Source organism: Novipirellula rosea (assembly GCF_039541335.1).
Classification (GTDB): Bacteria; Planctomycetota; Planctomycetia; order Pirellulales; family Pirellulaceae; genus Novipirellula; species Novipirellula rosea.
Genome location: NZ_BAABGA010000010.1, coordinates 160,574 through 184,336 on the forward strand (window position 1 = coordinate 160,574; position 23,763 = coordinate 184,336).

The following is a 23,763-nucleotide window of genomic DNA, read 5'->3' on the forward strand; positions in this document are numbered from 1 at the left end:
CTTAGTTCGTTTTGTCGGCCGGCAGTCGTTCGACGACGTCCGGGGGAATGGATAGCATCAGCGACCGGCCGCCCGCCCAATCGACATCGACTTGCGTCCAATCGCTATGCGGATAAACGCCGGCCACCGTTCCGATGGTGCCGGCGGGAATCGGGTCGGGATCGTCGGTCATCGAAAGCAACCGCACCCGATCGCCCGCCTTGAGATTCGTTTTCATGGTTTCGTTTCCTAGTTGCGAGCATTGTTAGTTTCTGCCACCAGCGCGGCGACTTCAGAAAGTTGAGCGTTGACCAAGTTCAACGCTCGCACGTGTGTCCATCGCAGTGTCTTGTTGTCTGGCCGAATCATTCGGTCGAGTTGCAACTCGATGTGCTGCAGCAGGTCGCGAGCAATCTGGTGAGCGTTGTCGTAGGCCGCGGCCGGTTCGACCGGCCGCGCGTTCAAGGTTTGCACGTTCGTCATTTCGTTTCTCCGTTCGTGTTTTTTGAAAAACCGTTCGTACAACCACACATGAGCCATGGGTTTACCGACACATCAAGCGAAGTCCGCGAAACATTCCAAAACTTGTGAATGTTTTTCGCCGGAATGCAACTGCCCGCGACGTTGCCGCGTGTCGCGTCGCTCGGGTGCGCCGCGTGATTACGCCCGTCACGACGAAACGCCCGCACGTTGCCAACGTCGGGCGTTGTCGGCGGCGTTCGGACTAGAAGCCGAGCGGCACCAAAACGTGGGCGTTCTTGCCCGTGACCGCGAACTCCTCGCCGGCCGTCGTCCTCGCAAAGATCGCGTCTCCGCGGCGGACTACATATTCCACCACGCCGGCCTCAAAGTTGTCGCCGGCGATCGACCGCAGTTCGTAACCCATGTCGGGTTCCGGCGCGGCCTTTTCTCCTTCAGCCAAGTCCGTGACCTGGCGGACGTCGCAGATGAACTTCATCGCTACGCCTTATGCCCTCGCCGTAAACCGGCCGCGTTCCGTTTTGACGAACCGGCTTTCATCGCCGCGTTTCATGTCGCGCAAGATCGCCGAGTACAGCGTGGCGTGGGGCGTCTTGCCGCCAGGGCTTTCCCACAGGCCGGCGTCGACCATCGCGGCAATCATCTCTTGGGCGTTCATGGGTTCGCCGCTGTCGGTCAGAACCTTCAACGCTGCTTTGACGCAAGAAAGCTTCTTCTCCCCCGCCGGCGTCGCAGTCACTTCCTTCTTCTTCGGGACTCGTTTTCGGGAACGCGTCTCGGTGGCCGGCGCGTCGGTCGCCGCGGTGCTTCCGGCCGGTCCTTGCAGCCTGCCGGCCGTTTTGATCCGCACCTTCTTTCCCGTGGAAAGATTGGTCGCGTCCCAGCCGCCACTGCGGTTCTCCGCGTCAATTCGGACCGTGACCTTCTTGTTGGTGACCTTCGCGAAATACTCGCCACCGATCTTTACGTCTGCCTTCTTCATCGTTCGTTCTCCGTTTGGGTATCGTTCGTGGTTGGCTGCCATCGTCAGGCCGCGGGAACCACCCGCGACAACGCCCGATTGCGTTTCGGCTGTTGTCCTTGTGAATCGTGCTGCGATTCCGTCCGCGGCGGTTGCCTTGCGGCGTGCGGTTTACACAACCGCACCCAAGAGGCTCTTGTTGAGCCGGTCGAGCATCTCGCAAAAGATGTAGTGCTCTTCCAAGAGCGGACCGTCCGGTCCCAGGTCCGCGTCGGCTTTCTCAAGGGCGTCGACCAAGGGGCGAAGCTCGTCGGCGATCTTGTAGTACGACTGGCGAATTTCCTGATACGTTTCGGGGTCGAGCTTTCGCATCTCTGTGAGAAGGGCGGCGACTTTCGCTTTTTGCGTTTCGTTCATGGCCATGGTTTTGTCTCTCATGAAAAAGGGTTTGAAATCGTTTTGCCGTTTGGCGTTAACACACATGAGCCATGCATTTGGAAACAGCTCAAGCGAATCTCGGCAGCAATTTACAGTCTTTTCCGATGTTTTCAAGTTTCGCCGACGTTCGCGTTTGTGGGCCGTTAAGAGATGTCGGCATGGTTTGCCGCTTGTTGGCAACATCGGGCGACACGGGCCAACGTCGTCGTCGGTTCAACGAGAGACGGCCGTGCTGGCGAGCGCGGCCGAAAGGTTGCGGGCGGGTATCTATTCGCCGGTCGGAGCAACGAAGTCCTTCAATTCCTTAAGCCGTTCGCAAAGGTGTTGCAGCGAACCGACGTGTTCCCAATTGATGGGATGGTTGGCATCGGGGGCCGGCACGTCTTCGACGATTTGGTGAAGGTCTTCGAGCAAGGTCAAAGCCCGGACATGCAAGGCGGTGTAAGCGTCTTCGACTCGAGCGGTGTTCTTTGCCATGGTTGGGTCTCCGTTGTTGGAAAGGGAAAATGCGTTTGCGTTGACACACATGAGCCATGCGATTTCAGACACAGCAAGCGAAGTTCGGGAAAGTTTTTGAATGTTTCCCGAACTCGCTTTCGCGCGTCGCGTTTAGCAATCGCGGCAGGTTTCCCAGGCCCGCTTGCTGCCGTAGCAAATCTGGCCACCCTCGACGATGTAGACGATCGCGTCTTCGGCGACGTCTTGGTCATCGAAATACTCGCTTGGGTCGTCTTCGCTCGCTTCGTTCATTTCAGCGCCGCTGGTGACGCCGGCGATACGGTTTTCAAAAGGCCAGTTCTCTTGCGTCATCAAACGCACTTCGGCGTCTGGACCGTGTTCGTCGCGGTACTCTTCCAGCAATCCGATCAGTTGGTCGATGGTCATGTTTGGGTCTCCGTTGGGGTGAATGAAAAACCGTTTCGTATGACCACACATGAGCCATGCGTTTCAAAACACAGCAAGCGAATCCAGCCAGTAATTCGCAGTCTTTTTGAATGTTTTTCTAACTCGTCGACGTGGCCCAAGATTGCGGCGTGTGTCGCGATGCGAAACGGTGGCCCGCTATTAGTCACATACGCCGTCGACGCGACACGATGTACACGTGCCCCCACAAAACTAAAGAAACGCCGCGAGGTACATCGCGGCGTATGTCGAGCGGAAGGCCCTCGGCCATTAGACCGCTTGGTCGTATTTGCGGGCCAATTCAAGAAGCTTCTTTTTGACCGGTTTCCAATCGCAGGTTTGTTCGCCGACCGAAAGTTCGCCGAAGCGTTTGTTGCGAAGCTCGCCCTTGTACCAACCCTTGGTCCATCCAAGGCGGTAGAAGAGCCGGTTGAGTTCCGTTTCGCCGTGGCCGGCATCCGGTCGGTCCCAGCAACTCTTCGTGCCGGGCTTCTTGGCGTAGTCCCATCCGCTGCAGCGTTTTGTATTGAGGGCGAGTTCTACCAAGCCCAATATCATCTGGATGTATCCGATCAGTTTCGTTTTGTTGAGCGTTCCGGCGAAGGCCCGAATCTCGATTCGGTTTCGGCCGGCGGCCAGGTGCGTCAGGTTCAGAAGGTGGTAGCGATCTCGTTCGCAGCGTGTCTTCGCGGCCTCTTTGTTGCCGTAGGTTTTAATTTGCTTTGCCCAGTGGGTTCGTTCGCGGCGTTTGGTGCCGGTCGAAGCGTAGATGGCTCGTTCGTGGTTCGCGACCAGCGAAATCAGTCGGGCCAAGGCCGCGGCGTCGCCGTTCCAGGAAACTGTTACGTGAAGCCCGCAAGATTCGTTTACTCGCGATCCGCGTTCTTTGATCGCGTCGACCGCGGTCTCTACGTTGGCGAGTCCTTCGTAGCCGCGAAGGACAGGCGATACGAACTCGCATGGTTTGCGTCCGGCCGGTGTGCGGATGCTGCCGTCTCGTTCTGCTTTCCAGCCCACGGGCAACCATTCGACCGGCAATCCGTTGTGGTATCCGCCGATCGGCGTGCGGTCGGTGCCGGGCATGTGGGTTTCGATTTCGATACCGAAGGCGATGTCGTTAGCGTTCATTCGTGTGTCTCCCAAAGGCGTGTAATTCGTTTCGTTGACACACATGAGCCATGCGTGTCGAGACACCTCAAGCGAAGTTCGGAAGTAATGTTTAAGTAATTCCCAGGTTTCTTTTCAGCCGCACACGCGGCCAGTTTTGGCCCTACGTCGCATCCAAAACATGCGGCCGACGATGCCAAACATTCAAACAATCGCGACAGTCGCCAACGTGTGCGACGTGTTGCGAACCAACCCACGGATCCCGTTATGGAAGGCAAACGAGAGAATGTTGACCCCACGAAACTTTCGGTCGCGCAACTTTCAAAGTTGTTGAGCAATGCGTACCGCCAGCGCGTTCCCGAGGAACAAATCGCCGCCGACATCGAAGCCGGCGCACCGACCAACGTCGACGGCACGATCAACCTGGTCGTCTACACCGCTTGGCTCTTACAGGAGATGAACCATGGCGACTGACCCACGACGAATGAAACCGAGCGAGTGCTGCCGGACGCTTAACAGCACGTCGCTTGGTGAGGTGATTAACGAACGCCAGCTTTATCGCTATCGAACGCGAGCCGGCAATCGCATCGGAGACAGAACGCACGTCGATCTTCTCCGCTTCACTGCTTGGCTAGTCGAAGAACGCCATCGTCCGAAGCCGCCTGCCGAGGAGGATCCCTACGGCAAGGTCAAAGACAAAGCCCGCGCCCGTAACGCAGCGATCGCATTGGCAGGTCGAGACATTGGTGATCTGCCGGTAATCGAAAATCCGCAACGAAAAGCCAAGGCCGCCGGCAGCTTTCGATACTTCTGCGAAGCGTACTTCTCGCTGACGTTTCACCTGCAATGGTCGCCGGATCACTTGAAGGTGATTGAGCGAATCGAGGAAGCGGTCGTTCGAGGTGGACTGTTTTCACTCGCGATGGCGCGTGGTAGCGGCAAGAGTTCGCTGGCGGAGGTGGCTTGTATATGGGCGGTTCTCAATGGCTATCGTGATTTCGTCTGCCTGATCGGCAGCGATGAAGGCCACGCCTGCGATATGCTCGACTCGATCAAAACGGAACTCGATGCCAACGAATTGTTGCTAGCCGACTATCCCGAAGTGTGCTTTCCAATCCAGGCGTTAGATGGCATCTCAAACCGGGCTAACGGACAGCTCTACCAGGGAAAACGCACGCAAATCGGATGGACCGCCAAAGAGGTCGTCTTGCCAACAATCGCCGGCAGCAAAGCAAGCGGCGCGATCATCAAGGTTGCCGGCCTTACCGGGCGCATCCGCGGAATGAAATTCAAGCGTCCGGATGGCCGAACAGTTCGGCCGTCGCTTGTCGTGCTTGATGACCCGCAAACGGACGAATCAGCTCGCTCGCTATCGCAGTGCGCCAACCGCGAAGCGATCCTCGCCGGCGCGGTACTCGGGCTTGCCGGTCCAGGTAAAAAGATCTCTGGCATTATGCCTTGCACGATCATTCGTCCTGGGGATATGGCTGACAATATTCTCGATCGCGACAAGCACCCGGAATGGAACGGTGCCCGAACGAGAATGGTCAACTCGTTTCCTACCAACGAGACCCTATGGCAACGCTACGCCGAGATCCGCGCTGAGGGCTTGCGTGCCGGTGATGGTGGAGCTGCCGGTACCGCGTTCTATCGCGAGAATCGCCGGGCAATGGACGAAGGTGCCGACGTCGCGTGGAAAGATCGATTCAATCACGATGAACTGTCGGCGATTCAGCACGCGATGAATTTGAAACTACAAGACGAAGCCGCCTTCTTCGCCGAGTATCAGAACGAACCGCTTCCCGAAGAGCGAGTCGATGCCGACCAGCTCACTGCCGAGCAGGTCGCATCCAAGATCAATGGACTCGAACGATGCTGCGTTCCCATTGCGGCCAACCATCTCACTGCGTTCATTGACGTTCAGCAAAAACTCTTGTTCTACGTGGTCGCCGCTTGGGAAGACGATTTCACGGGCTACGTTCTCGACTACGGAGCGTATCCCGATCAAAACCGCGCGTATTACACGCTTCGTGATGCTCGCCACACGCTCGCGACCGCCGCGGACGGCACTGGTCTCGAAGGCAGCATTTATGCCGGCCTCGGATCACTCACCGACGATTTGCTTGGCCGTGAATGGCAACGTGACGACGGCGCGGCAATGAAGGTCGGGCGGTGCTTGATCGACGCCAACTGGGGCCACGCCACCAACGTCGTTTACCAATTCTGCCGGCAAAGTCCCCACGCTTCGATCCTATTGCCTTCGCACGGTCGTTTCGTTGGCGCGTCCTCGAATCCATTCAGCGAATACAAACGCCGGCCTGGCGATCGCGTCGGGTTGAACTGGCGAATCCCATCGGTCCACGGCAAACGAGCGATCCGTCACGTCATCTACGACACCAACTGGTGGAAGTCCTTCACGCACGCGCGGCTCGCTGTCGCAATGGGTGATCGTGGTTGCTTATCGGTTTACGGCAACCAGCCCGAAACACATCGCATGTTCGCCGAACAGATCACCGCCGAGTATTTTGTAAAAACCGAAGGCCGCGGTCGGACCGTCGACGAATGGAAAGCCCGCCCCGAACAGCCCGATAATCACTGGCTCGACTGCTTGGTCGGCACCGCCGTCGCTGCGTCGATGCAAGGTGCACTTCTGTTTGGGACCGATATTACAACCACTCGCCGAGGGGAACGTGTAAGCTTCAGAGAGCTTCAACGCAGCAAGCGAAAGTAGTGCAAAGGAGTTGCCCCGGGCTATAAAAGTGGTGCTCGCTAGTATGTGTTCTTGGGGTCTGCTCGCACGTTGGGTGTAAAAATCACATGCCTATCGAAAAGCTTCAATTGCGACGCTGATCCGCGTCAAAGGTTAATCCGTGTTCAAAGCGGACTAGCTTCGAGATGGTCTTACGTAATTGAAGCGACTTGAGCGAATGGTTGCTGTCCAGCGTCGCCGTGTCGGCAAACTCTTTTGCAGCTGCAAAAATTTCATGGGCGACTCTCGGATGACGCGACGCGGTACGCGATGCGTTCCGGATCGTAACGACAAAGCAGGTTAATTCCACCGACTGAATGAGCCGCTTGCCAAGCTCTACATCCGAATCAGGGATTGGTTGGTCACAGAACTCTGCAGTACGACAACGAATGAGATCAAGGTATTCACCAACACACAGTTGTGCCGCTCTTGACTCTTCCTCTCGAGCAATAGCACATTGAGTAGCCCAGTGGCCTGCTAACAATGACTTGTGAAAATCGTTCATGGCACGATGTGGTGCAGTGTGAAGGCACGATATAATCGAACCGTTGCGAGAATATTGCTTGCTTTGCGATCGGAATTTTGATGCAGTCCCAAAATCAACTGCTTGCTCAAAAGTATACCCGATCAACCCGCTGCCTACACTTGTTCAATGCTCAGTCTGGTCTCGACGCCCCTTTGCTTAGCGATCTGGAACGCATCGATCGACACTATATTCAGCGGATTCAAAATACACGTCGGTGACGTCAGCGTGGAACGCCTCGGAACGGTTGAATGTTCGGTTCATTTCGACGATCTGCTATGCGACCAGAGGAAACCGCACACCTCTCTGGTGGTACAAGAAATGCTCTTCAAAAAGCTGAGACAGAGTCAAAATTTTGGATTGACGCTTGTCCATACTTGCCCGATTTCAATGCAGTATTGCGAGGACATGATAAAAGGGAGGCATTTGGCAAATCGCGTAGTAGTGATGGAACGCACTAGCGACAATTGTCACAATGCGTGATTCAAAAACAATGGCTCAGAGAACGAAGGAATGCCACATAAGTATTACGACATTTCAAGGCGATCCACGAAAAAATGGCTGGAAGCATCCGAGAAGATGATTTGCGAGTCTACCATCGAGAACCCTAGTGATTTGCATGAGAGAATAATGTAAAACGCAACAACTTGGCTTGGGGGCCAAAACATCGATGTAACCGTCTATCGGCTGTTGCTCGTTCCGCTTCCCGACAACGTACAGGATTCAGAACGGCAGCAGGGCATAAAGAAATCGTCGCAGTCGTTTTAGAAATCACGCACCACCACGCTACGTTGTCAACGGATGCCGGTGTGTGGTCGATGTATATTGCCCTGTTTGATAGCTATGTCCTTCGACGCGGTCATTTGGCAAACCTTGTCGACCTAGCCGCATGCAACAAGTGGCAACTTACAGTGGATCTGCAAGCTTCGAGCAGAATAGGCGGTTACCTGGCTTTGATTCACCGTAGAAACTTTCAATGCGGTATATTCTCTATTCCGTTCTAACCTTCAATAATCGAACACCACAATGCAGCAGGATGGAAACGACTATGATCGTCAATTAGGAATGGATTGTTTGGCTCAAGCTAGAAGCATGATCAAACAGGCGACTGACGTAGATGAACAACGCTTGCGTGATCTGTCACGATTAAAGAGATTCGAAACAACGGACGGCCAAATCATCTCGGGGAACGTTGTTCGATTGTTACTGCATCCTATAGTCGGTTGCGGAGACGATTCCGATCTGAAACAGGGATTAGAGGCGACGCTTTCCGCGGTTATCGAATGCACGGAAGGTCGGGCAAGGATGGCAAAAAGGGAGCAGGGCTGGGCGATTTACGCAGTAATCGCCGGAAGTTCTTCATGTTACCGAGGTGTGATTACTTGGCTAGCTCACATGGCAGTGAGAAACAAGTGGAGCTTAGTGGAAGATCTTGAACGCCCGTGACACCAACGGACGGCCCGCCGCTTGCACAAATAAGGCGGCGATGCCCACAGGACACGTAGGTAAATGGTAAATGGCTGATGGATGAATGACGAAAGCCTAAACAGCGTACTTGATGAAGAGCATGGTCGCGGAGTAAGTAGATGCCCGAAGCTGGGCGATTGCAGAGCAGTGCTGATCGACGGCGAACCAGATGGCAACAAAAGCGAGATCTATTTTTATCCCGAGGATAAAGTCTGCAAAAGGAACATTCCGTTGGTAAATGCATCCAAGCATGACCAGAAACTTCCCGGCAGATCGCGATTGCGAAACGCTTTATTCTGGACTTTATTAATCGGGATCGCCGCGATGCTTGTTGGCGTTATCGTCATCAGTGGATGGATAGGTGGCAGTTAGTTCAGACACACAATGCGCTCGTCCGTGTTCTCTTGCCCACACCGATTTTACGGATGCTCCTCTTTATGTGTGTCTTACCAACCCAGTGAGACGGTCCACTCAGACGCTCTGGCGACTTGCCATGCCCCCCGCGATGGCGGGAACGCCGGCAATTCGATTGATTTGTATAGTGCTGCTCAAGTACCTCGAAGGCACTAGATTGCGATGGCAGGAAAAGCAGGATGCAGGGGAATACAAATATGGGTTTCCGGTTATCGCGAGCCCGCGTGACGTGGCCACCGCCAAGAAATGGCATGAGTTAACAGGTGCGGTAAGTGTAGACGAGATTCGACAATCGTTGATTAGGCGAGTGCCCAGGACAACAATCCTTTCCACACCAAGCCCCCATGTCCATCGACTTCATTGTGGCCGATGTCTGGCCATGATTCCGATCCAGACATCATTGCAAAAATCGAACGGATCCTCGCTACAATCATCAAAGCCACCAAAAGATACGCGAGAATCGCGAAAGATAGTGGGGCTTATGCTGTCTATATCATTTTGTCTGAATCCGAATCATATCAGCATTGTATGATTGCTTAGCTCTCGCGTCACGCCTCCAAAAACAAATGGAACTTGCTGGAAGACGTTGCGGATGCGACTTGGTTGGAAACTGGCACAACATTTGAACCTGCGAAAGGGCATGGAATCGATCACATGTTACAAGCGTCAGGGGCATCAATGGTTGATGAGTTTATCAATGTCCGCAATGGCGAAAAGTTTGACTTCAATGACAAACGGTATCGCAAAGTGGATGATCATCGAGCGGTGCTAATCTGCACTGAAACAGGCGACAGCAAGAAAACGTATAACTTTTATCCCGAGGACGAAGTTCGTCGGGATCGTTGATCCATTGCAGCTGGAACGATTGGGGGCCGGTGGTGAGCGAGAAGTTGCTCTAGGTGGAAGGCGGCCGCGTGATGCTTAACGGCCCGCCCTCCACCGGCCCACAATAATTCATTCGACATCAATTGTTAGAACATCATCGGATTCGCAAAAGTCACTCAGCCGCCTTTTCCTTATTTATCTTTTGGAAGATGTAGGTTGGACGAATGTCGAGCGCGGCATCACCACCGCCAGGGAATGTTCGCATTCGCCCGCCTTCGACCGCGATCAATTCCCAGCCTTGGGCGTAGAGGATGTTCAATCCGCGTTCAAGTGATTGATCGTAGGAATGGTTTGGTGGTAACTTTCCATTCAGCCCAAGCTTATCAATCTCTAATCGCGGCATAACGCGGTATTGTCGAGGCAGCGTTGTTCCGTCGGTGTCTGGATCTGCTGCAAAGGTGTAAGCGAGAGAACCAATAGCGATCCCAGCGCATACGCCGATGACGGACTTTCTCATTTTAGAGTTCCTGCGATGGACAGTTTGATGGAACAGAACGGAAGTGGCAGAAAAGATATAGAACACCTGTTCTCACTCGCGAGGCAGGAAACAGGCAAATATTTACAAAATTGCTCCGCCCCCACACCACGTAGACCGATAGTTGTCCGCCGTAGTATTACAGGCTGGATCCATCCCAGACATGCGACGCATCAGGAACAAATGTGATCCCGAAACCGGCATCGTTTTGAAGGCTCGTTTTGCCCGCAATAAGCCAACCTCCGGGCACCTTTGTACGTGTAGTTGTGGTCCCCTTCAATCCAGTCGCAGCAATGGGAGTAAATTCCATTTGCAGTTCCAGTGATTCTGTCCCGTTCAGATCAGAATCTTGCGCCGTTGCATTCCTGTCACTCAAGGCCAAGGAGACGCAGGCTACCAAAAACACCAGAGCAAAAACGATTACTGCAATTCTTTTAGACATTGGTTCACGCTCCAATTATTAAGATTGAGGAGAATCCGTATCAATCAATCGGCGAACGATAGAATTCACGGGGTGGCGGGATTTGACCTTCCGCCTCCTGACCGAAAAAAAGTCCTGACACCTTTTTATTAAAATTAGCAATATTAGTCCAGCAAGAGCTACTGCTGACTGCTGTAGTCGACATCATGATCCCAATAGTGTTCTTTCGCACGAACCGAAACGTTATTTTCGTGGAACGGATCCCCGTAGCCAGAACGTTGGCGATGACGTAGTCGCGGAATGGATGTATCCATCAACTAGCGGTCGCCCCGTGACTTAGGTCCATCGCTTGGTTCTGCTCGTTTCCCTCGAACGTCAGAACGGGAATGTGGTTCAACGGCTATTAGGACTACGAAGTCGGTGTGCCACTGATACGCAGCTTGCGAGGGAATCGGTGGTTCTTGCCCTAGCTCCATTGCTGCTTGAGACACGGCAGGCGGCGTTCCAATCATCGAACCGGTTTCGTATCCTTTTAATACGCAGCGGATATCTTTAGGAATTCGAAATCCGGAAATTGGCACATTGCGTGGCTCAGCGAGCTTTACTCCGTTCACGGTATCCACACGCAGCATTGTTGCACCGCCTTTACCAGTTCGTAAGTTTTCAGGTTGCGTCCCCTCGATCGTAATCAATTCCCCAAGATCGTCAGTAAGCCTGCCAGTCCTCTGCGAACGATATTTTGTTCCGTCATTTGGCTTAATATTTATATCGCTTTGGGCAAGCGCAAGTGCGGGAAGGAAAGTCAGAATTACTCCGAGTAGTAAGATTTTGCAGGTGTAGATCTTCATCTTGATCCTCGTTGTCATCAATTGCAGAATGATACGGAACACGTGGTCGCCGCAAACGACTCACCACTTCAAAAACCTAAGTTCGGCGGCTCAAGTGCATCGCCTGGTTCGCCGGTTCCCTTCATACGACAGCGTTCCGTTCGATACCTAGCGTAAAGGAAGAGCATTCAGCGTTGTAATCGATCTGCTTCCATCCTAACGGTTCATACAAAGTTGGAACATCCGTGAACACAAATAGACGCTCAGTATATTGCGGTATACTGTGTTCAACCGCGGACCGAATTAGTTTGCGTCCGGTTCCAAGACCACGTTGACCGGGCACAACGTACACAGTGTTAATCCAGAGCTCATTGGTTACCTGCCAGGTCGTTCGATGACGCCGAAATGTCAGGGCGCCGGTTGGGACACCATCTGAAATCGCAAGCAATGCTCCCGGACAGTTCCTCGTTGGCGCAAGCGTGCCGGGGAAAACATCATTGGGATCATCCCAAGTAGACCGCAACCAAGTCAGGACGAGATCGGAATGCTCTGCGTGTGAGGTCAATTGGGAGATCATGACGTATTGGCCAATTGTTCCGGCGAACGGTAGAAATCAGGGGGAACGGACGAAAGATTTTCCACTTCAAAATAAACAAGCAAGCGTAAAGCGATGTCATGGTCTGTGCTCCTCTGCGACAGCGTGATCAGGGGCTTGTAGTTCTGTTGCGTATTAACGGAACCGGTATTCAACCGCTTGTCTCTCGTCTTGGCGATTAGTTGGTGCGATTGGTTTGGCGTTCGAATACTATCGACGTGCGGATCTCAGTTCCACAACGTGCGCAACGTTGCGTGGCTCGTGAGCATTCTTCGCATATTTCCCACATGCTGTTCCGATAGTGCTTCTTGCAATCGTGTTCGTTCCACTGTTGACCACAGGTGGGACACCGTCCGAAGGATCGTACAATCGGTCCGTTCGCACATTCCTGACTGCAATACAGCGGGTTTGACGATGATGTCACGGTTAGCAATTGCTTATTAACAGAACGAATTGTGGTAACTGGGTTCGCAGGCTTAATGTTTTTATTAAAGTGGACTGGCTCGCGAACTCCCGGTCATCATGTCAGTGTAGATCGAACGGCTAATTGAATCGAACAAGCGATTCGATATTCGTGATGTTGGCAAAGTAGCACTGCTCGTAAACTCATACGCGCCGATCGAGGTGATTGCCGCCAAGTAGATTACAATCGGGACGATGCATCCGATGGCCATTGCGCGAAGTCGACCGACGGCAATAAGTGCAGAGATTGCGGTGAGCGTTGAAACAAGACAGAACACGCCAACGTATATGGATGCAGCAATCCCACCCTGCATGATTGCAGCAAATGCGAGTGCAATCAACGCAACGACTGAGATTACGGTCCGAATCGAAATTTGCATGGACTTCTTGTTGCGCCGATCAGGATTACAGTGGATAACGGTTATGATCACGTGGTCGCCGCGAATGATGAGCCACTTCAAACACCTCAGCTCGGCGACTCACGTGCATCATCTGGTTCGCCGCGTTGCGTTCCAGCCATGAGTTTCCCCATGCTGATTCGTTCCTCGGTATCATACCCTATTGCATGGTAGAAGGTGACGATCGATGAGTTCTGAGAGCGGACCTGAAGATTTACTTTCGGGCAGCCAAGTTCGCTGAGCGTTTGTTCCACGTGCTGAACGAGCATCGAACCAATGCCTTTCCTTCGTTGGGTTGGATCGACGGCAAGGGAATAGATCCATCCGCGGTGTCCGTCGTAGCCCGCTATGATCGTTCCGACTACCGTAGCGTTCTTTTCTGCAACAAAGAAGAGGCCGTCGCCAACATTGCATTTGCGATCGATCGACGCTGCAGCATCATTGTGGCCAGTTGAATCAGGGAACACATCATCCCATAGCGAGATGACGTAATCGCGGTCGGCAGGTTCGTAGCGTCTCACGGTTATCGGCAATGGTCACACTCTCGGTAGACGGTATGTAACTCAGTCGGCGAACGAGGTGCTTATCGCCGGTTGTTGAGGTGATAAGTTGATCCCATGGGTGTTATCGCTGGTCGGAACTGTAAAACAGTGAATGTCATCGGCTGATTGATGGGAACTTATCGCCGCTTGTAAATCTACCGAGTATCAGCTAATTGGAATGCCAGGTCAAGCAAAAGGGTTCGCAAAATCGCATTGTGGACGCATTGATTTGCTCAACATGTATGCGAAGAAACAGCTCCACAGTGCTAGGGTTGCTTGGCACTCCTTCGGGGGAGGCTGAGGATCAAAAAAATACTTCGTTGGCTCAAGTCCGAAATCCGTGTTTTTGATTCGCCCGATTACAACGATCTGACAGCGGAGGTAGCTGCCGAGTGCACCAATGCGGCCAAAGCAGCTGTGGCAACCGGAAGCAACATCGCGAAAGCGAACATAGACGTACTCGTTAGCACGCAACGATGGCCGACTGGGGATCGTCAAGTTCGGACTACCGGTCGATGAAACTATCGCAAGTTTTCATGATGTTGAAACGGCATGGGCTAGGAGAGCCGCCACAGAATGAGGTTTTCTAGTTGGTTGGGCGACGAGGCTTGCCGCTACCTGTCCAAGGTTGGCCGAAACTCAGCGTCAACGTTGATCCCCAAACTCGTACCGATCTACGCGACCTCTGCGATTATCACGTTTCAGATAATCTGTTCCAGTGGGTCGGCTGCGACATCGCTGCGTGCATCCAGGGTGCGTTGCTGTTCGGAACCGACGTGGAACCGACTCGCCGACGCGAACGAGTCAGTTTTAAAGAACTTCAGAAGCGAAAACGGAACTAAATCGAGGCTTTCTGAACATTCGCGTACAAGTGTCGTCTGCCACGGCATAGGTAACCAGGGATGAAGCAATGTTTCAAACCAAACGTTAACCATGCCTGAAGAGTTGAAAGATGTGATTCACGACAATGCTGCTGGGCCTGCGAAGGCGTCCGGTGACGCTGGTTCGGTTGAGCAGCACAAGCTGACTGAACAGATCGCTGCGGACAAGCATCTCGCCGGCAAGGACGCGGTTCGCAAACCAAATCGCGGGTTGCGGTTTAACAAGATCGTGCCGCCTTCGGCTGGCTGATCTTTCTTTTCGTTTCGCGAAGTGCATAGGGCTGCCGGGGACGGCAATAGGATTACAACACGGATGTTGAAGCGATTGTCAGGGATTATCGAGCAAGCATGGCGAGGTGGAGCTTCCCGCTCCTCATCCGCGCCGGGACGCTCAACCCGGCAGCCCTTCTTTTCGCGGCTTCGTGCAAAGTACGACGCGGCGAATACGACGCTCGACAACATGAAACACTGGTCGCGTGCCGATGGTTTGTCGGCCGCGGCTGCGAATAGTACGGATGTTCGACGTACGCTTCGCAATCGGTCGCGATACGAAGTTGCGAACAACAGCTACGCTCGCGGGATCACGCTGACGTTGGCGAATGACGTGGTTGGCACTGGGCCGCGTTTGCAAATGTTGACGCCTGATGACGCCGCGAATCGTTTCGTTGAAGCGGAATTCTTTGCTTGGGCCGAGGCAGTTGGATTGGCCGAAAAGCTGCGGACGATGCGGCTGGCTCGTGTCTCGGACGGTGAATCGTTCGGGCTGCTGACTAGCAACGAGCGAATCGACGCGAAGGTGAAACTCGATTTGCGGTTGATCGAGGCGGACCAAGTTGCTTCGCCAACGCTGGTCGCCGACCGTTCGCGATACATCGACGGCATTCAGTTTGACGCGGACGGAAACCCGATCACTTACGACGTCCTGCGTGAACATCCTGGTGATGTGACATTCACGATTGACGAAGAATTCGACACCGTGCCGGCCGTAGCGGTGCTGCACTACTTTCGCTGTGATCGACCAGGACAAATTCGCGGCATTCCCGACATCACGCCCGCGTTGCCTCTATTCGCACAACTTCGACGCTTCACATTAGCAGTACTTGCCGCTGCCGAAACCGCCGCCGAGTTCGCCGGCATCCTGTACACAGACGCTCCGGCGAATGGTGAAGCCGACTCCGCCGAGCCTTTCGAGCCGATCGAACTTGAAAAACGAATGCTGCTGACGATGCCGGGCGGTTGGAAGATGGCTCAGATGAAGTCGGAACAACCTTCGACGACCTACGCGGAGTTCAAGAAAGAGATTCTCAATGAAATCGCCCGCTGTTTGAACATGCCGTTCAACGTCGCCGCTGGAAATTCCTCGGGTTACAACTACGCCAGCGGGCGACTCGATCACCAAACCTATTTCAAATCGATCCGCGTTGAACAAACGCAACTCGCTCGCGTTGTTTTGGATCGCATTCTGACTGCGTGGATTCGCGAAGCCATTCTGATCGAGGGCTATCTGCCCCATTCGCTTCGCACGCTCGATTCCACATTCGAGCACCAATGGTTTTGGGATGGTCACGAACATGTCGATCCCGCCAAAGAAGCCAACGCCCAGAAAATCCGTCTCGCCAGCCATACGACGACTCTGGCCATCGAATTTGCGCGGCAGGGGCGTGACTGGGAGACGGAACTTAAACAACGTGCCAAGGAATTGGCACTGATGCGCGAACTCGGCCTGTCGATCGAGTCCGACACTGATACTCCACCCGAAACCCCGGTCACGCAACACGATGCCGAAGACGCTGAACAACAAGCCGCTTGAAGCGGAAGCCGAATCTGTCCCCAGTTCGCTACGAATCGTTTGTGAGGACGCGGCGACGATTACGCTTGCAGCAGTCGAAACGCCTGAAGAGGGCAAGCCTTCGCTGCGTAAGTTCTCGATGACCGCGTACACCGGCGGTGCAATGCGACTGGGCGGATGGCCCTACCCAGTCGTCGTTGATCTGGCTGGGATGCGAGTGACTCGAAAGTCACGACCGATCCTGAAGGATCATGATCGCGGCAGCATCGTCGGTCACACCGATGACATCGCGATCACCGACAAGTCACTCGAAGTCGCTGGGGTGATTTCCGGAGTGGGCGCCACAGCCCAAGAAGTCATCGCGACCAGCGAGAACGGGTTCCCTTGGCAGGCATCGCTCGGTGCGAGTGCCGACAAAGTTGTTTTCATTCCCGAAGGCAAGACGGCGAACGCCAACGATCGTGAGTTCAAAGGTCCAGTCTACATCGCTCGCAAATCGACCCTTGGTGAAGTTTCATTCGTCGCTCTTGGCGCCGACGACAACACCGAGGCACGTGTGGCCGCAGGGCTAGCGGATGGCGACGGACCGGATGAAAGCGAAACTGACGAAACCCAATCCACGGACGACCTCGAACCCGTCAACGCAAGTTTGAACATGAGCACGAAGCCCAAGACCGAGCCGAAACACCCCAAGCCGACCTCGCCGGTTGACGAAATGCGTGCCGAGGCCGCAGCCGAATCACGCCGCATCGCCGGTATTCGGAAACTTTGTGCCGGCATCCATGTGGACATCGAAGCCGACGCGATCGAGCAAGGTTGGTCCACCACCAAGACGGAACTCGCGGTGTTACGAAGTGAACGTCCCAAAGCGCCAGAGCAAACCCAAAACTCACCGCGTTACAGACGCGAAGTCCTCGAGGCCGCCGCATGTCTGTCGGTAGGGATCGAGGAAAAACAACTGCTAGCTGCCTACGGCGAGAAGACTCTCAACGCCGCGGATCCGCTGCGACATATCGGTCTGCGAGAACTGGTCGCCGAGTGTGCTCGTATGGAAGGCATCGAAGTGCCGCGAGTGTTCGGGGACGGAACGGCCACCATCCGTGCCGGTTTCTCCTCGATGAGCTTGCCGTCGATCATGGAAAACGTCATGAACAAGACGTTGCTGGCGGCATACCAAAACACTCCTATCGCTGCGTTTGATTTATGTAGCGTCGGAACCGTGACGGACTTTAAGGAAGTCGCACGGTATCGTTTGCTTGGAACCGGCGGTTTTGAGCAAGTCGCCCCGGATGGGGAACTGAAGCACGGCAAGTTGTCGGACCAGAAATTCAGTAACAAGGCCGACACGTACGGCCAGATCCTGACGCTGACGCGACATGACATCATTAACGACGACTTGTCGGCGTTCATGGACATCCCACGCCAAATGGGACGCTCCGGTGCCGAATCGATCGACGATCTGTTCTTCACGTTGCTGCTGAAGAACGCGGGCTTCTTCTCCTCAGGCAACGCGAACCTGCTAACAGGTGCCGACACCAAGTTCGGTCCCGATGCTCTGACCGTCGCCAAGACGACCTTCCGCAAACAGAAGGCCGGTCCCGGCGGGAAGCCAAAAGACCAAAAGCCGATCAATATTCGGCCCGAGTACTTGGTAGTTCCGGTGGAGCTTGAAACCGAAGCTGAATTGCTGATGGGCTCATCTCAGTTGATGATCGATGCTCAAGGTTCGCCGACTAAGATCCCGGTCGATAACCCGCACCGCAATAAGTACCGGATCATCAGTACGCCTCACCTGTCGGATTCTTACTACACCGGCGCGAGCGGCACCGCGTGGTATCTGTTCGCCAACCCCAACGTGCTGCCAGCGTTTGAGATCGTGTTCCTCAATGGACGCCGCACGCCGGTGATCGAACGAGTCGAAATGCCGCCGAACACGCTCGGCATGGGCTTCCGAAGCTACATCGACTTTGGTGTGAATTCTCAAGACCACCGCGCCGCCGTGAAGGTCACCGGCGAAGCGTGAGCCGTGGGATAGGCATCCACCTTTCCTAGCAACCAACCAATTCACTTCCATTTGAGGTTTTCATGTCTTCAGCAGAGTTCGTTTATGACGGATCGGCGATCGATCATACGCCTGACGCCGATCTCGCAATGGGTGAAATCGTGGTGCAAGGCGATCTCGTCGGCATCACTAAGCGAGCAATCAAAGCCGACACGCTCGGCGCTATCGCCGTCGAAGGCGTTTTTGACGTTCCGAAGACCCCAGCCAGCGCCGTTGCGTTTACCGTCGGTCAGAAGGTCTATGTCGACGGAAGCAACGAGCCGCAGACGACGGCTACCGGAAACAAGTTGCTTGGCAAAGCGGTGCTCGCCGCAGCCGCCGACGATGACAACGTGCGTGTGCGTCTGAGCCAATAAAGAAAGGAAGTTGACTCGCGATGCCTGCAACTTTCCTGCACGACGGTTCGACCATTGATTTCGTCCCCGCGGGTGATGTGCCCGCTGGTTCGATCATTGTGCTGGGGGAACTTGTTGGGATCAGCAAATTTTTCGTTGCAGCCGGTCAGACCGGGGGACTTTCTGTTCGCGGTGTTTTTGACGTGCTGAAAGACCCGTCGACCAACATCGACGTTGGCACTCGGCTTTATTGGTCCACCGCCAGCTGGCATGTGGTCAAGACGAGTGGCGGTCATCCGCTGCTTGGCAAAGCGATTCGGCCCGCGCTGCCGGGCAGCTCCATTGTTCGCGTCCTGCTGACGCAGTAAATCCCGTTCATCTTGAAGAGGAAAACCACGTGAAAGGATTTCTGCGTGCATTTATCGCCGCCGGACTGCTCCTGTTTGCCACAGGATGTTTGCCGGACCGACCGGTGCAAGTCAAGCCGCTTCCGGCACCGCCAGCGGAACAGCCGGTTGCGAATCTGCCCTCGCAGCTTCATCAACGTAACTGGACTGGCAGTCTGAATCAGGGCAGCTGCGTCCATGCGTCGCTGGTCAATCACCTTCGCTGGCTGAACCTGTACGAACTTGGCGAACGTTGGCGGGCGACCTACAGCGATGGCGAGTGGGACTCGCGATTGCGAAGTCGACTTGATGCGGCGGATATCGATTACAGCTACACCGTCAAAGCCGACCCACGTTTTCTTGACTGGGCTACGGCAACTCGGCGAGGGGCAATCCTGTGGTGGAAGCCAGCTCACTGCTGCACCTTCGTTGGTTGGGTCAACCGAGACGGGCGTCAGTACGCAGCGATTCTCGACAACAACTATCCCGGACGGTTTGAACTCACGCCACGTGAACAGTTCGTTCGCTTATGGGCGGGTTATGGCGGCTTCGCGTTGACCGTTTTGGAAGACCCCGCCAGTTCTTTGCCTTATCCAAGTTACGAGGTCATCGAGTGAAAGACGAAATTCAAATTCGACTAAGCGTGGGACTGATCGCCGTTGCGGTCATCCATGCCGTACTGCTGGCAGCAGTGTTTACCGCATTGCATTCCCCGACGCCACCACCGCAAGAATCTTCATGGAAGTTGCCTCCGGCCAGACCGGTTGCACCTCCGACCGGCCAGATTGAAAAGCTGCCGGAACCACCGCGAGTCAATCTTGGTGCTCAGAGCGAACTGAAGCAGCAATCTGGTCAGCCATGTCGTCCCTGTCTTCCGACGTCCCAACCATCGCGTGTAATGCCAACTGCGCCGACAGTGCGTCCGTATCATGTGACGCCAACTTCGTCGCCAGCCACTTTGACCGTGCCGGCGCCGATTGTGGTACCTCCTGCATCCGGCTCCAAGCCGGTACCCGCTCGGAAGCAATATCAAATTGCTCTCTTCGTTGGTAGCGATGCGAAGAGTCAGCGGCTTTTGGATTGGTTCAACCGCGACAAACAGCTGACAAGACTCAAGTCAGTTTGCGAATTTCAGGTCTACACGTCGGGCAACGCCCTCTATCGGACTCGATTCGAAGAGATCGTGCCGGTCAATCAGTTCCCGGTGGTGTTGTTCCAGGACGCAAATGGGGGACACGTTCATGCGGCGGGACACACGATGCTTCCCTCAACCGCCGCCGAACTTTACGACGACCTGCGACACGGGTACGAACTTTATCAACAGACCCGTCAAGCTCAGCGGACCGGTGCTCTCAAAACCCGCGGCTATTCTTGGGACGATGCGATCTCGCCAACGCTGCAGCTCTCCTCACAGGACTGTCCCGACGGATACTGTCCCGTTGAACCAAACGATAACTGGCGTCCATTCGACCGAGACCGCGACGTCGACCGTGACCGGCTATTTGACAGCGATCTTGGCGGACGCAACGCCTTGATCTGGGCCGGGGCCGGCGAACTGGCCACGCTCGCCCTGATCGTTGTCGCCATCATCCTACTCGGATTCATTCTCATCAAGCGAGGCATGTGAAGCTCATGATTCTAGGAATCGCAACCGTAGTCGTACTGGTACTCCTCGCCGTGGCTTTGCTGCCGACAAAGAAACGTGACGGAGGCGGGAACCCATTGGGCGGAGGAAACAGTCCGCTTCATCCGTTCTCACGCCAGCTCAACTTTCGGCAGCAACAGTTGCACGAAGAAGCCGAGGCGATCTCGGACGAGTATCAACGTCGTGCAAATGAAGCGTGGCGTGACGAACTTGGCGAGAAGGCAGCTGCGTTGCTGCAGTCGAAACGCCCCACTAATTCGCGGGCGAGTAGTAAGTCGTGAGCGACATGCTTCAGCGAGGCCAGTCTTGGTTAGCGGAAAAGTTGACCAAGCACGCTTCGCGGTCCGTTGTCTATCAGCGTGAAGAATTATCCGCTGAGCTATCGGCGACGATCGGCAAGTCGGAATACGAACAAGACGACGGCGAGGGAATCATCACCCGTGCTCAGGTTCGTGACTTTCTGATCAACACGAAGGATCTGTTGCAGTCCGACATCGGTACATGGCCTCGCCGCGGTGATCGCATCTTGGAAACCGACGGCGATACGACGTTCGTGTACGAGCTGATGTCGATCGGAAACGATCCGCCCTGGCGTTACAGCGATCCCTTTCGCATCAAACTTCGCATTCACACCAAATTGGTTGATACGATCACATGACAACATCGACACCCGCAACGGTCATTCAAATTGCCGACAGCGTCGTCGCTGAAATCAATGCCGGCGAGTTTTCAAAGAAAAACCTCGCTGCACAACGATTGTATGTTCCCAACTTCGATCTCGAAGACATGAAGGAGCTGCGAGTTACCGTGGTGCCACGTGAGGTCGAATACTTGCCGCTCGATCGAGTCAGCAACAAGTTTCACGCGACGATCGATGTGGCCATCCAAAAGAAGTTCAGCAAGGGCGATGCCAAAGAGATCGACCCGCTGGTGTTCTTCGTCGAAGAACTGGCCGACTACTTCCGACTCAAACGACTCAATTCTTTCGTCGCCGCTCGCTGTGTGAAGGTTGAGAATGCGGTGCTGTACTCGACCGAACATTGGACGCAGTTCAATCAGTTTACGAGTTTGCTGACGTTGACGTTTGAGCTCGCGAAGTGATCCAGATTCGGACGCGGGTTCGTTTCGATCAAGCGAAAGTCCAGAAGAAAGTTCAAGCCGCCAACTTCCGATCGCTTGGTCATGCCGCCGCGACCATTCGGATAACCGCGAAGCGATCGATCCGAAAACGGAAGAAGCCGTCGAGTCCTGGTTCGCCACCGCACACGCAGACCGGCATGCTGCGCCGCGTGATTCGCTACGAGGTGAATCGGGACCGCGAAGAGGCAGTAGTAGGCCCGGTCAACGAAATCGCTGGTCGCCTGTGGAACCTGCACGAGTTCGGCGGTGTTGTCACAAAGCGACGCAATCTAAAGCGTCACCGATTCCGAGTCGGCCAGCACGGCCCGATCCGCGTGACAGCACCCGGAAAGTTTGTTCGCACGCTTTTGCAAACCGCCGCCCAGGCCAATCGTGCCACACGGTTGGTTGAGGAAGAAAACGAACGCCGTGGTGCAAACAAACCACGACGTTATCCCCAACGTCCATTCATGAAACCGGCCCTGCAAGCCAACCAATCACGTCTACCCAAATTCTGGCGTGATTCCGTCAAGTAAATCGAGAGAAGGTCAATATGTCAGCAGAAGTAGTTCTCGGTCTCGACGCGGTGCTCACCATCGACGGTGCCGAAATCAAGAACGTCAAAGACTTGACGGTCAACCTCGAAAAAGCTGAAGCGGATGCGAGTACTCGTGACAACAACGGGTGGCGAGCCACCGTGGGCACACTCAAGGATGCCTCGATCGAGTTCACGGTCCTCAACAAAAATGGCGACACCTCGTTCTCGATGCTCCAGACGCTCTGGAGCAGTGGCACGCCCTGCGACGTCGACATCAGTGACGCCGGCGGTTCACTGACACTGACCTGCGAAGTCATGAACTTTAACGTCAATCAAAACCTCGAAGAAGTGGTCTCCGCCGACGTGACCCTCAAGCCTACTCAATCCTCATCCGGTAACGGGATCAACGTCCCTGTCGGTAGCGGTGCTTGATATGGCGGCCAGCATTAGAGTGACCATGGCCCCATCGTATTGGTAGCACCACATTTGGGACACTGATTCCCGCAGATGCCACCGACACCCGGTCCTTTGCAGTCGTGCCATGCGAGTAAATTCGCACCCCCGATAAACAATGGCACTGGCAAAGCGATCCACCAAATCTCAGGAAACGCGTAGGCGAACCAAATCGTTCCTATGACTGATGCGAGAGTCAATGGAAAGAAAAAACCTGGCGCACTGGAACCGCCTGGAGCAGGTTGTCCGTCTTCTGGCGAAAATCGCTGAGAGCAGTGCCTGCACTTCAATTCAATCAGGGCCTCGCAAGAAGATTCAGTGATGAACGCCTCGGCAGCAGTGTCGAGGAAAGGCTTTCGCACCATACATCGTAACGTTTCTTAGCCTGAAAACGGAGTCCCATGCAAAAGTTCATTGACCGCCGCGGTCGCGTCTGGATCGTCGATATCGACAACACCACGTTACGCCGTGTGAAAGCACTCACCGATGTTCGCTTGTTGGACGCCATCGACGGCGATCTGATCACACAGATTTCCAGCGACCCGCTGTTGTTAGGCGACGTCCTATTTGCAATCTGCAAACCGCAAGCGGACCAACAAGACGTCGACGATGAAGCATTTGCGGAAGGGCTGGCCGGCGATGCGATCGACGAAGCCTGCAAAGCGGTCGTCGACGCTTTAGTTGCTTACTTCCCGGAGTCGCGTCGCCGTCTTCTGCGGAAGGCGGCCGACAAACAGCGTCTGATCGAGACTCGGGGATTGGAAGCGATCGAACGCAGACTGGACGATCCGAAGTTGGTGGACACGATTCTCAGCGACCTCGAACGGAAACTCGGGGTGCCGACGTTGAACGGATCGTCGTCGAACTCGCCGGAGTTGTCGGAGTCGACCCCGGACCACTCACCCTCCGCCAGCTAATGCAAATGGCTG

General features: G+C 54.7%; 33 protein-coding genes and 1 other RNA gene. 18 read left to right on the plus strand and 16 right to left on the minus strand.

The features are described 5' to 3' along the window. Position 1: 1 nt before the first annotated feature. The 9 genes from ABD971_RS04135 to ABD971_RS04175 form a co-directional block, all read right to left on the minus strand. On the minus strand, positions 2 to 217 hold the full coding sequence (locus tag ABD971_RS04135; RefSeq protein WP_345319682.1) for a DUF4314 domain-containing protein: 216 nt from the start codon (positions 215 to 217) through the stop codon (positions 2 to 4). A gap of 11 nt (positions 218 to 228) precedes the next feature. After that, positions 229 to 462 carry a hypothetical protein gene (locus ABD971_RS04140; protein ID WP_345319684.1) on the minus strand — a complete coding sequence of 78 codons (234 nt, stop codon included), beginning with the start codon at positions 460 to 462 and terminating at the stop codon, positions 229 to 231. Positions 463 to 703: 241 nt separating this feature from the next. Next, positions 704 to 937 carry a hypothetical protein gene (locus ABD971_RS04145; protein WP_345319686.1) on the minus strand — a complete coding sequence of 78 codons (234 nt, stop codon included), beginning with the start codon at positions 935 to 937 and terminating at the stop codon, positions 704 to 706. 9 nt (positions 938 to 946) lie between these two features. Then, positions 947 to 1,441 (minus strand): winged helix-turn-helix domain-containing protein, encoded by a 495-nt coding sequence (locus ABD971_RS04150; protein ID WP_345319688.1) that lies wholly within the window; start codon positions 1,439 to 1,441, stop codon positions 947 to 949. Positions 1,442 to 1,470: 29 nt separating this feature from the next. Beyond that, an RNA gene (locus tag ABD971_RS04155) (hammerhead ribozyme type II) lies at positions 1,471 to 1,532 on the minus strand. A gap of 59 nt (positions 1,533 to 1,591) precedes the next feature. Beyond that, on the minus strand, positions 1,592 to 1,843 hold the full coding sequence (locus tag ABD971_RS04160) for a hypothetical protein (protein WP_345319690.1): 252 nt from the start codon (positions 1,841 to 1,843) through the stop codon (positions 1,592 to 1,594). Between the two features lie 282 nt (positions 1,844 to 2,125). Beyond that, the gene (locus ABD971_RS04165) at positions 2,126 to 2,335 is read right to left on the minus strand and encodes a hypothetical protein (protein WP_345319692.1); all 210 of its coding nucleotides are present in this window, start codon (positions 2,333 to 2,335) and stop codon (positions 2,126 to 2,128) included. Positions 2,336 to 2,467: 132 nt separating this feature from the next. Further along, positions 2,468 to 2,743: a hypothetical protein gene (locus tag ABD971_RS04170; RefSeq protein WP_345319694.1), complete on the minus strand. Its 276-nt coding sequence runs from the start codon at positions 2,741 to 2,743 to the stop codon at positions 2,468 to 2,470. 288 nt (positions 2,744 to 3,031) lie between these two features. Continuing rightward, positions 3,032 to 3,889, minus strand: a complete 858-nt coding sequence (locus tag ABD971_RS04175; protein ID WP_345319696.1) for an amidoligase family protein — start codon at positions 3,887 to 3,889, stop codon at positions 3,032 to 3,034. 246 nt (positions 3,890 to 4,135) lie between these two features. Here ABD971_RS04175 and ABD971_RS04180 point away from each other — a divergent pair, with 246 nt between their 5' ends. Next, a complete protein-coding gene (locus ABD971_RS04180) occupies positions 4,136 to 4,342 on the plus strand; it encodes a hypothetical protein (RefSeq protein WP_345319698.1) in 207 nt (68 codons plus the stop codon). Then, a complete protein-coding gene (locus tag ABD971_RS04185) occupies positions 4,332 to 6,599 on the plus strand; it encodes a terminase gpA endonuclease subunit (RefSeq protein ID WP_345319700.1) in 2,268 nt (755 codons plus the stop codon). Before ABD971_RS04180 ends, ABD971_RS04185 begins: the two co-directional genes overlap by 11 nt. Positions 6,600 to 6,702: 103 nt before the next feature. Here ABD971_RS04185 and ABD971_RS04190 read toward each other — a convergent pair whose 3' ends face one another. Next, positions 6,703 to 7,122 carry a hypothetical protein gene (locus ABD971_RS04190; RefSeq protein ID WP_345319702.1) on the minus strand — a complete coding sequence of 140 codons (420 nt, stop codon included), beginning with the start codon at positions 7,120 to 7,122 and terminating at the stop codon, positions 6,703 to 6,705. 1,545 nt (positions 7,123 to 8,667) lie between these two features. Between ABD971_RS04190 and ABD971_RS04195 the strand changes: the two genes are divergently transcribed. Beyond that, positions 8,668 to 8,979 (plus strand): hypothetical protein, encoded by a 312-nt coding sequence (locus tag ABD971_RS04195; RefSeq protein WP_345319704.1) that lies wholly within the window; start codon positions 8,668 to 8,670, stop codon positions 8,977 to 8,979. Between the two features lie 696 nt (positions 8,980 to 9,675). Next, positions 9,676 to 9,867, plus strand: a complete 192-nt coding sequence (locus tag ABD971_RS04200; RefSeq protein ID WP_345319706.1) for a hypothetical protein — start codon at positions 9,676 to 9,678, stop codon at positions 9,865 to 9,867. Positions 9,868 to 10,018: 151 nt separating this feature from the next. Here the strand turns inward: ABD971_RS04200 and ABD971_RS04205 are convergent, their stop codons facing one another. From ABD971_RS04205 to ABD971_RS04225, 6 genes are all read right to left on the minus strand, one after another. Next, entirely contained in the window at positions 10,019 to 10,363 is a 345-nt protein-coding gene (locus tag ABD971_RS04205) for a hypothetical protein (protein WP_345319708.1), read from the minus strand. 157 nt (positions 10,364 to 10,520) lie between these two features. Further along, on the minus strand, positions 10,521 to 10,823 hold the full coding sequence (locus ABD971_RS04210) for a hypothetical protein (protein WP_345319710.1): 303 nt from the start codon (positions 10,821 to 10,823) through the stop codon (positions 10,521 to 10,523). Between the two features lie 296 nt (positions 10,824 to 11,119). Further along, positions 11,120 to 11,650 (minus strand): hypothetical protein, encoded by a 531-nt coding sequence (locus tag ABD971_RS04215; protein ID WP_345319712.1) that lies wholly within the window; start codon positions 11,648 to 11,650, stop codon positions 11,120 to 11,122. Positions 11,651 to 11,771: 121 nt separating this feature from the next. Then, positions 11,772 to 12,206, minus strand: coding sequence for a GNAT family N-acetyltransferase (locus tag ABD971_RS36010; RefSeq protein WP_425571250.1), 435 nt, complete (start codon positions 12,204 to 12,206; stop codon positions 11,772 to 11,774). Positions 12,207 to 12,712: 506 nt separating this feature from the next. Continuing rightward, entirely contained in the window at positions 12,713 to 13,066 is a 354-nt protein-coding gene (locus ABD971_RS04220; RefSeq protein WP_345319714.1) for a hypothetical protein, read from the minus strand. Positions 13,067 to 13,152: 86 nt separating this feature from the next. After that, positions 13,153 to 13,605, minus strand: a complete 453-nt coding sequence (locus ABD971_RS04225; RefSeq protein ID WP_345319716.1) for a GNAT family acetyltransferase — start codon at positions 13,603 to 13,605, stop codon at positions 13,153 to 13,155. A gap of 611 nt (positions 13,606 to 14,216) precedes the next feature. Here ABD971_RS04225 and ABD971_RS04230 point away from each other — a divergent pair. The 14 genes from ABD971_RS04230 to ABD971_RS04295 all read left to right on the plus strand — a co-directional run bounded on the left by ABD971_RS04230 (position 14,217) and on the right by ABD971_RS04295 (position 23,751). Further along, the gene (locus ABD971_RS04230; RefSeq protein WP_345319718.1) at positions 14,217 to 14,468 is read left to right on the plus strand and encodes a hypothetical protein; all 252 of its coding nucleotides are present in this window, start codon (positions 14,217 to 14,219) and stop codon (positions 14,466 to 14,468) included. A gap of 91 nt (positions 14,469 to 14,559) precedes the next feature. Further along, positions 14,560 to 14,757 (plus strand): hypothetical protein, encoded by a 198-nt coding sequence (locus ABD971_RS04235; protein WP_345319720.1) that lies wholly within the window; start codon positions 14,560 to 14,562, stop codon positions 14,755 to 14,757. A 63-nt stretch (positions 14,758 to 14,820) separates the two neighbouring features. Then, positions 14,821 to 16,317 carry a phage portal protein gene (locus ABD971_RS04240; protein ID WP_345319722.1) on the plus strand — a complete coding sequence of 499 codons (1,497 nt, stop codon included), beginning with the start codon at positions 14,821 to 14,823 and terminating at the stop codon, positions 16,315 to 16,317. Next, the gene (locus ABD971_RS04245; protein WP_345319724.1) at positions 16,286 to 18,319 is read left to right on the plus strand and encodes a phage major capsid protein; all 2,034 of its coding nucleotides are present in this window, start codon (positions 16,286 to 16,288) and stop codon (positions 18,317 to 18,319) included. Before ABD971_RS04240 ends, ABD971_RS04245 begins: the two co-directional genes overlap by 32 nt. Before the next feature lie 62 nt (positions 18,320 to 18,381). After that, positions 18,382 to 18,714 carry a DUF2190 family protein gene (locus tag ABD971_RS04250; RefSeq protein WP_345319352.1) on the plus strand — a complete coding sequence of 111 codons (333 nt, stop codon included), beginning with the start codon at positions 18,382 to 18,384 and terminating at the stop codon, positions 18,712 to 18,714. Positions 18,715 to 18,734: 20 nt separating this feature from the next. Further along, complete coding sequence (locus ABD971_RS04255) at positions 18,735 to 19,061, plus strand: DUF2190 family protein (RefSeq protein ID WP_345319726.1); 327 nt, start codon at positions 18,735 to 18,737, stop codon at positions 19,059 to 19,061. 29 nt (positions 19,062 to 19,090) lie between these two features. Beyond that, the gene (locus ABD971_RS04260; protein WP_345319728.1) at positions 19,091 to 19,696 is read left to right on the plus strand and encodes a hypothetical protein; all 606 of its coding nucleotides are present in this window, start codon (positions 19,091 to 19,093) and stop codon (positions 19,694 to 19,696) included. Further along, the gene (locus ABD971_RS04265; RefSeq protein ID WP_345319729.1) at positions 19,693 to 20,706 is read left to right on the plus strand and encodes a hypothetical protein; all 1,014 of its coding nucleotides are present in this window, start codon (positions 19,693 to 19,695) and stop codon (positions 20,704 to 20,706) included. Before ABD971_RS04260 ends, ABD971_RS04265 begins: the two co-directional genes overlap by 4 nt. 5 nt (positions 20,707 to 20,711) lie before the next feature. After that, positions 20,712 to 21,005, plus strand: coding sequence for a hypothetical protein (locus ABD971_RS04270; protein ID WP_345319731.1), 294 nt, complete (start codon positions 20,712 to 20,714; stop codon positions 21,003 to 21,005). Between the two features lie 5 nt (positions 21,006 to 21,010). After that, positions 21,011 to 21,382, plus strand: coding sequence for a hypothetical protein (locus tag ABD971_RS04275; protein ID WP_486348643.1), 372 nt, complete (start codon positions 21,011 to 21,013; stop codon positions 21,380 to 21,382). Continuing rightward, positions 21,379 to 21,825: a hypothetical protein gene (locus ABD971_RS04280; protein ID WP_345319735.1), complete on the plus strand. Its 447-nt coding sequence runs from the start codon at positions 21,379 to 21,381 to the stop codon at positions 21,823 to 21,825. Before ABD971_RS04275 ends, ABD971_RS04280 begins: the two co-directional genes overlap by 4 nt. Next, positions 21,822 to 22,379, plus strand: coding sequence for a hypothetical protein (locus ABD971_RS04285; RefSeq protein ID WP_345319736.1), 558 nt, complete (start codon positions 21,822 to 21,824; stop codon positions 22,377 to 22,379). Before ABD971_RS04280 ends, ABD971_RS04285 begins: the two co-directional genes overlap by 4 nt. 17 nt (positions 22,380 to 22,396) lie before the next feature. Beyond that, the gene (locus tag ABD971_RS04290; RefSeq protein WP_345319738.1) at positions 22,397 to 22,813 is read left to right on the plus strand and encodes a phage tail tube protein; all 417 of its coding nucleotides are present in this window, start codon (positions 22,397 to 22,399) and stop codon (positions 22,811 to 22,813) included. Positions 22,814 to 23,235: 422 nt separating this feature from the next. Continuing rightward, entirely contained in the window at positions 23,236 to 23,751 is a 516-nt protein-coding gene (locus ABD971_RS04295) for a hypothetical protein (protein WP_345319740.1), read from the plus strand. Positions 23,752 to 23,763: the final 12 nt, after the last annotated feature.

Coding starts and splice junctions, on each gene's coding strand:
- ABD971_RS04135 (WP_345319682.1), bottom strand. CDS start 217: ATGAAAACGAATCTCAAGGCGGGCGATCGGGTGCGGTTGCTTTCGATG.
- ABD971_RS04140 (WP_345319684.1), bottom strand. CDS start 462: ATGACGAACGTGCAAACCTTGAACGCGCGGCCGGTCGAACCGGCCGCG.
- ABD971_RS04145 (WP_345319686.1), bottom strand. CDS start 937: ATGAAGTTCATCTGCGACGTCCGCCAGGTCACGGACTTGGCTGAAGGA.
- ABD971_RS04150 (WP_345319688.1), bottom strand. CDS start 1,441: ATGAAGAAGGCAGACGTAAAGATCGGTGGCGAGTATTTCGCGAAGGTC.
- ABD971_RS04160 (WP_345319690.1), bottom strand. CDS start 1,843: ATGGCCATGAACGAAACGCAAAAAGCGAAAGTCGCCGCCCTTCTCACA.
- ABD971_RS04165 (WP_345319692.1), bottom strand. CDS start 2,335: ATGGCAAAGAACACCGCTCGAGTCGAAGACGCTTACACCGCCTTGCAT.
- ABD971_RS04170 (WP_345319694.1), bottom strand. CDS start 2,743: ATGACCATCGACCAACTGATCGGATTGCTGGAAGAGTACCGCGACGAA.
- ABD971_RS04175 (WP_345319696.1), bottom strand. CDS start 3,889: ATGAACGCTAACGACATCGCCTTCGGTATCGAAATCGAAACCCACATG.
- ABD971_RS04180 (WP_345319698.1), top strand. CDS start 4,136: ATGGAAGGCAAACGAGAGAATGTTGACCCCACGAAACTTTCGGTCGCG.
- ABD971_RS04185 (WP_345319700.1), top strand. CDS start 4,332: ATGGCGACTGACCCACGACGAATGAAACCGAGCGAGTGCTGCCGGACG.
- ABD971_RS04190 (WP_345319702.1), bottom strand. CDS start 7,122: ATGAACGATTTTCACAAGTCATTGTTAGCAGGCCACTGGGCTACTCAA.
- ABD971_RS04195 (WP_345319704.1), top strand. CDS start 8,668: ATGAATGACGAAAGCCTAAACAGCGTACTTGATGAAGAGCATGGTCGC.
- ABD971_RS04200 (WP_345319706.1), top strand. CDS start 9,676: ATGTTACAAGCGTCAGGGGCATCAATGGTTGATGAGTTTATCAATGTC.
- ABD971_RS04205 (WP_345319708.1), bottom strand. CDS start 10,363: ATGAGAAAGTCCGTCATCGGCGTATGCGCTGGGATCGCTATTGGTTCT.
- ABD971_RS04210 (WP_345319710.1), bottom strand. CDS start 10,823: ATGTCTAAAAGAATTGCAGTAATCGTTTTTGCTCTGGTGTTTTTGGTA.
- ABD971_RS04215 (WP_345319712.1), bottom strand. CDS start 11,650: ATGAAGATCTACACCTGCAAAATCTTACTACTCGGAGTAATTCTGACT.
- ABD971_RS36010 (WP_425571250.1), bottom strand. CDS start 12,206: ATGATCTCCCAATTGACCTCACACGCAGAGCATTCCGATCTCGTCCTG.
- ABD971_RS04220 (WP_345319714.1), bottom strand. CDS start 13,066: ATGCAAATTTCGATTCGGACCGTAATCTCAGTCGTTGCGTTGATTGCA.
- ABD971_RS04235 (WP_345319720.1), top strand. CDS start 14,560: ATGCCTGAAGAGTTGAAAGATGTGATTCACGACAATGCTGCTGGGCCT.
- ABD971_RS04240 (WP_345319722.1), top strand. CDS start 14,821: ATGTTGAAGCGATTGTCAGGGATTATCGAGCAAGCATGGCGAGGTGGA.
- ABD971_RS04245 (WP_345319724.1), top strand. CDS start 16,286: ATGCCGAAGACGCTGAACAACAAGCCGCTTGAAGCGGAAGCCGAATCT.
- ABD971_RS04250 (WP_345319352.1), top strand. CDS start 18,382: ATGTCTTCAGCAGAGTTCGTTTATGACGGATCGGCGATCGATCATACG.
- ABD971_RS04255 (WP_345319726.1), top strand. CDS start 18,735: ATGCCTGCAACTTTCCTGCACGACGGTTCGACCATTGATTTCGTCCCC.
- ABD971_RS04270 (WP_345319731.1), top strand. CDS start 20,712: ATGATTCTAGGAATCGCAACCGTAGTCGTACTGGTACTCCTCGCCGTG.
- ABD971_RS04275 (WP_486348643.1), top strand. CDS start 21,011: ATGCTTCAGCGAGGCCAGTCTTGGTTAGCGGAAAAGTTGACCAAGCAC.
- ABD971_RS04280 (WP_345319735.1), top strand. CDS start 21,379: ATGACAACATCGACACCCGCAACGGTCATTCAAATTGCCGACAGCGTC.
- ABD971_RS04290 (WP_345319738.1), top strand. CDS start 22,397: ATGTCAGCAGAAGTAGTTCTCGGTCTCGACGCGGTGCTCACCATCGAC.
- ABD971_RS04295 (WP_345319740.1), top strand. CDS start 23,236: ATGCAAAAGTTCATTGACCGCCGCGGTCGCGTCTGGATCGTCGATATC.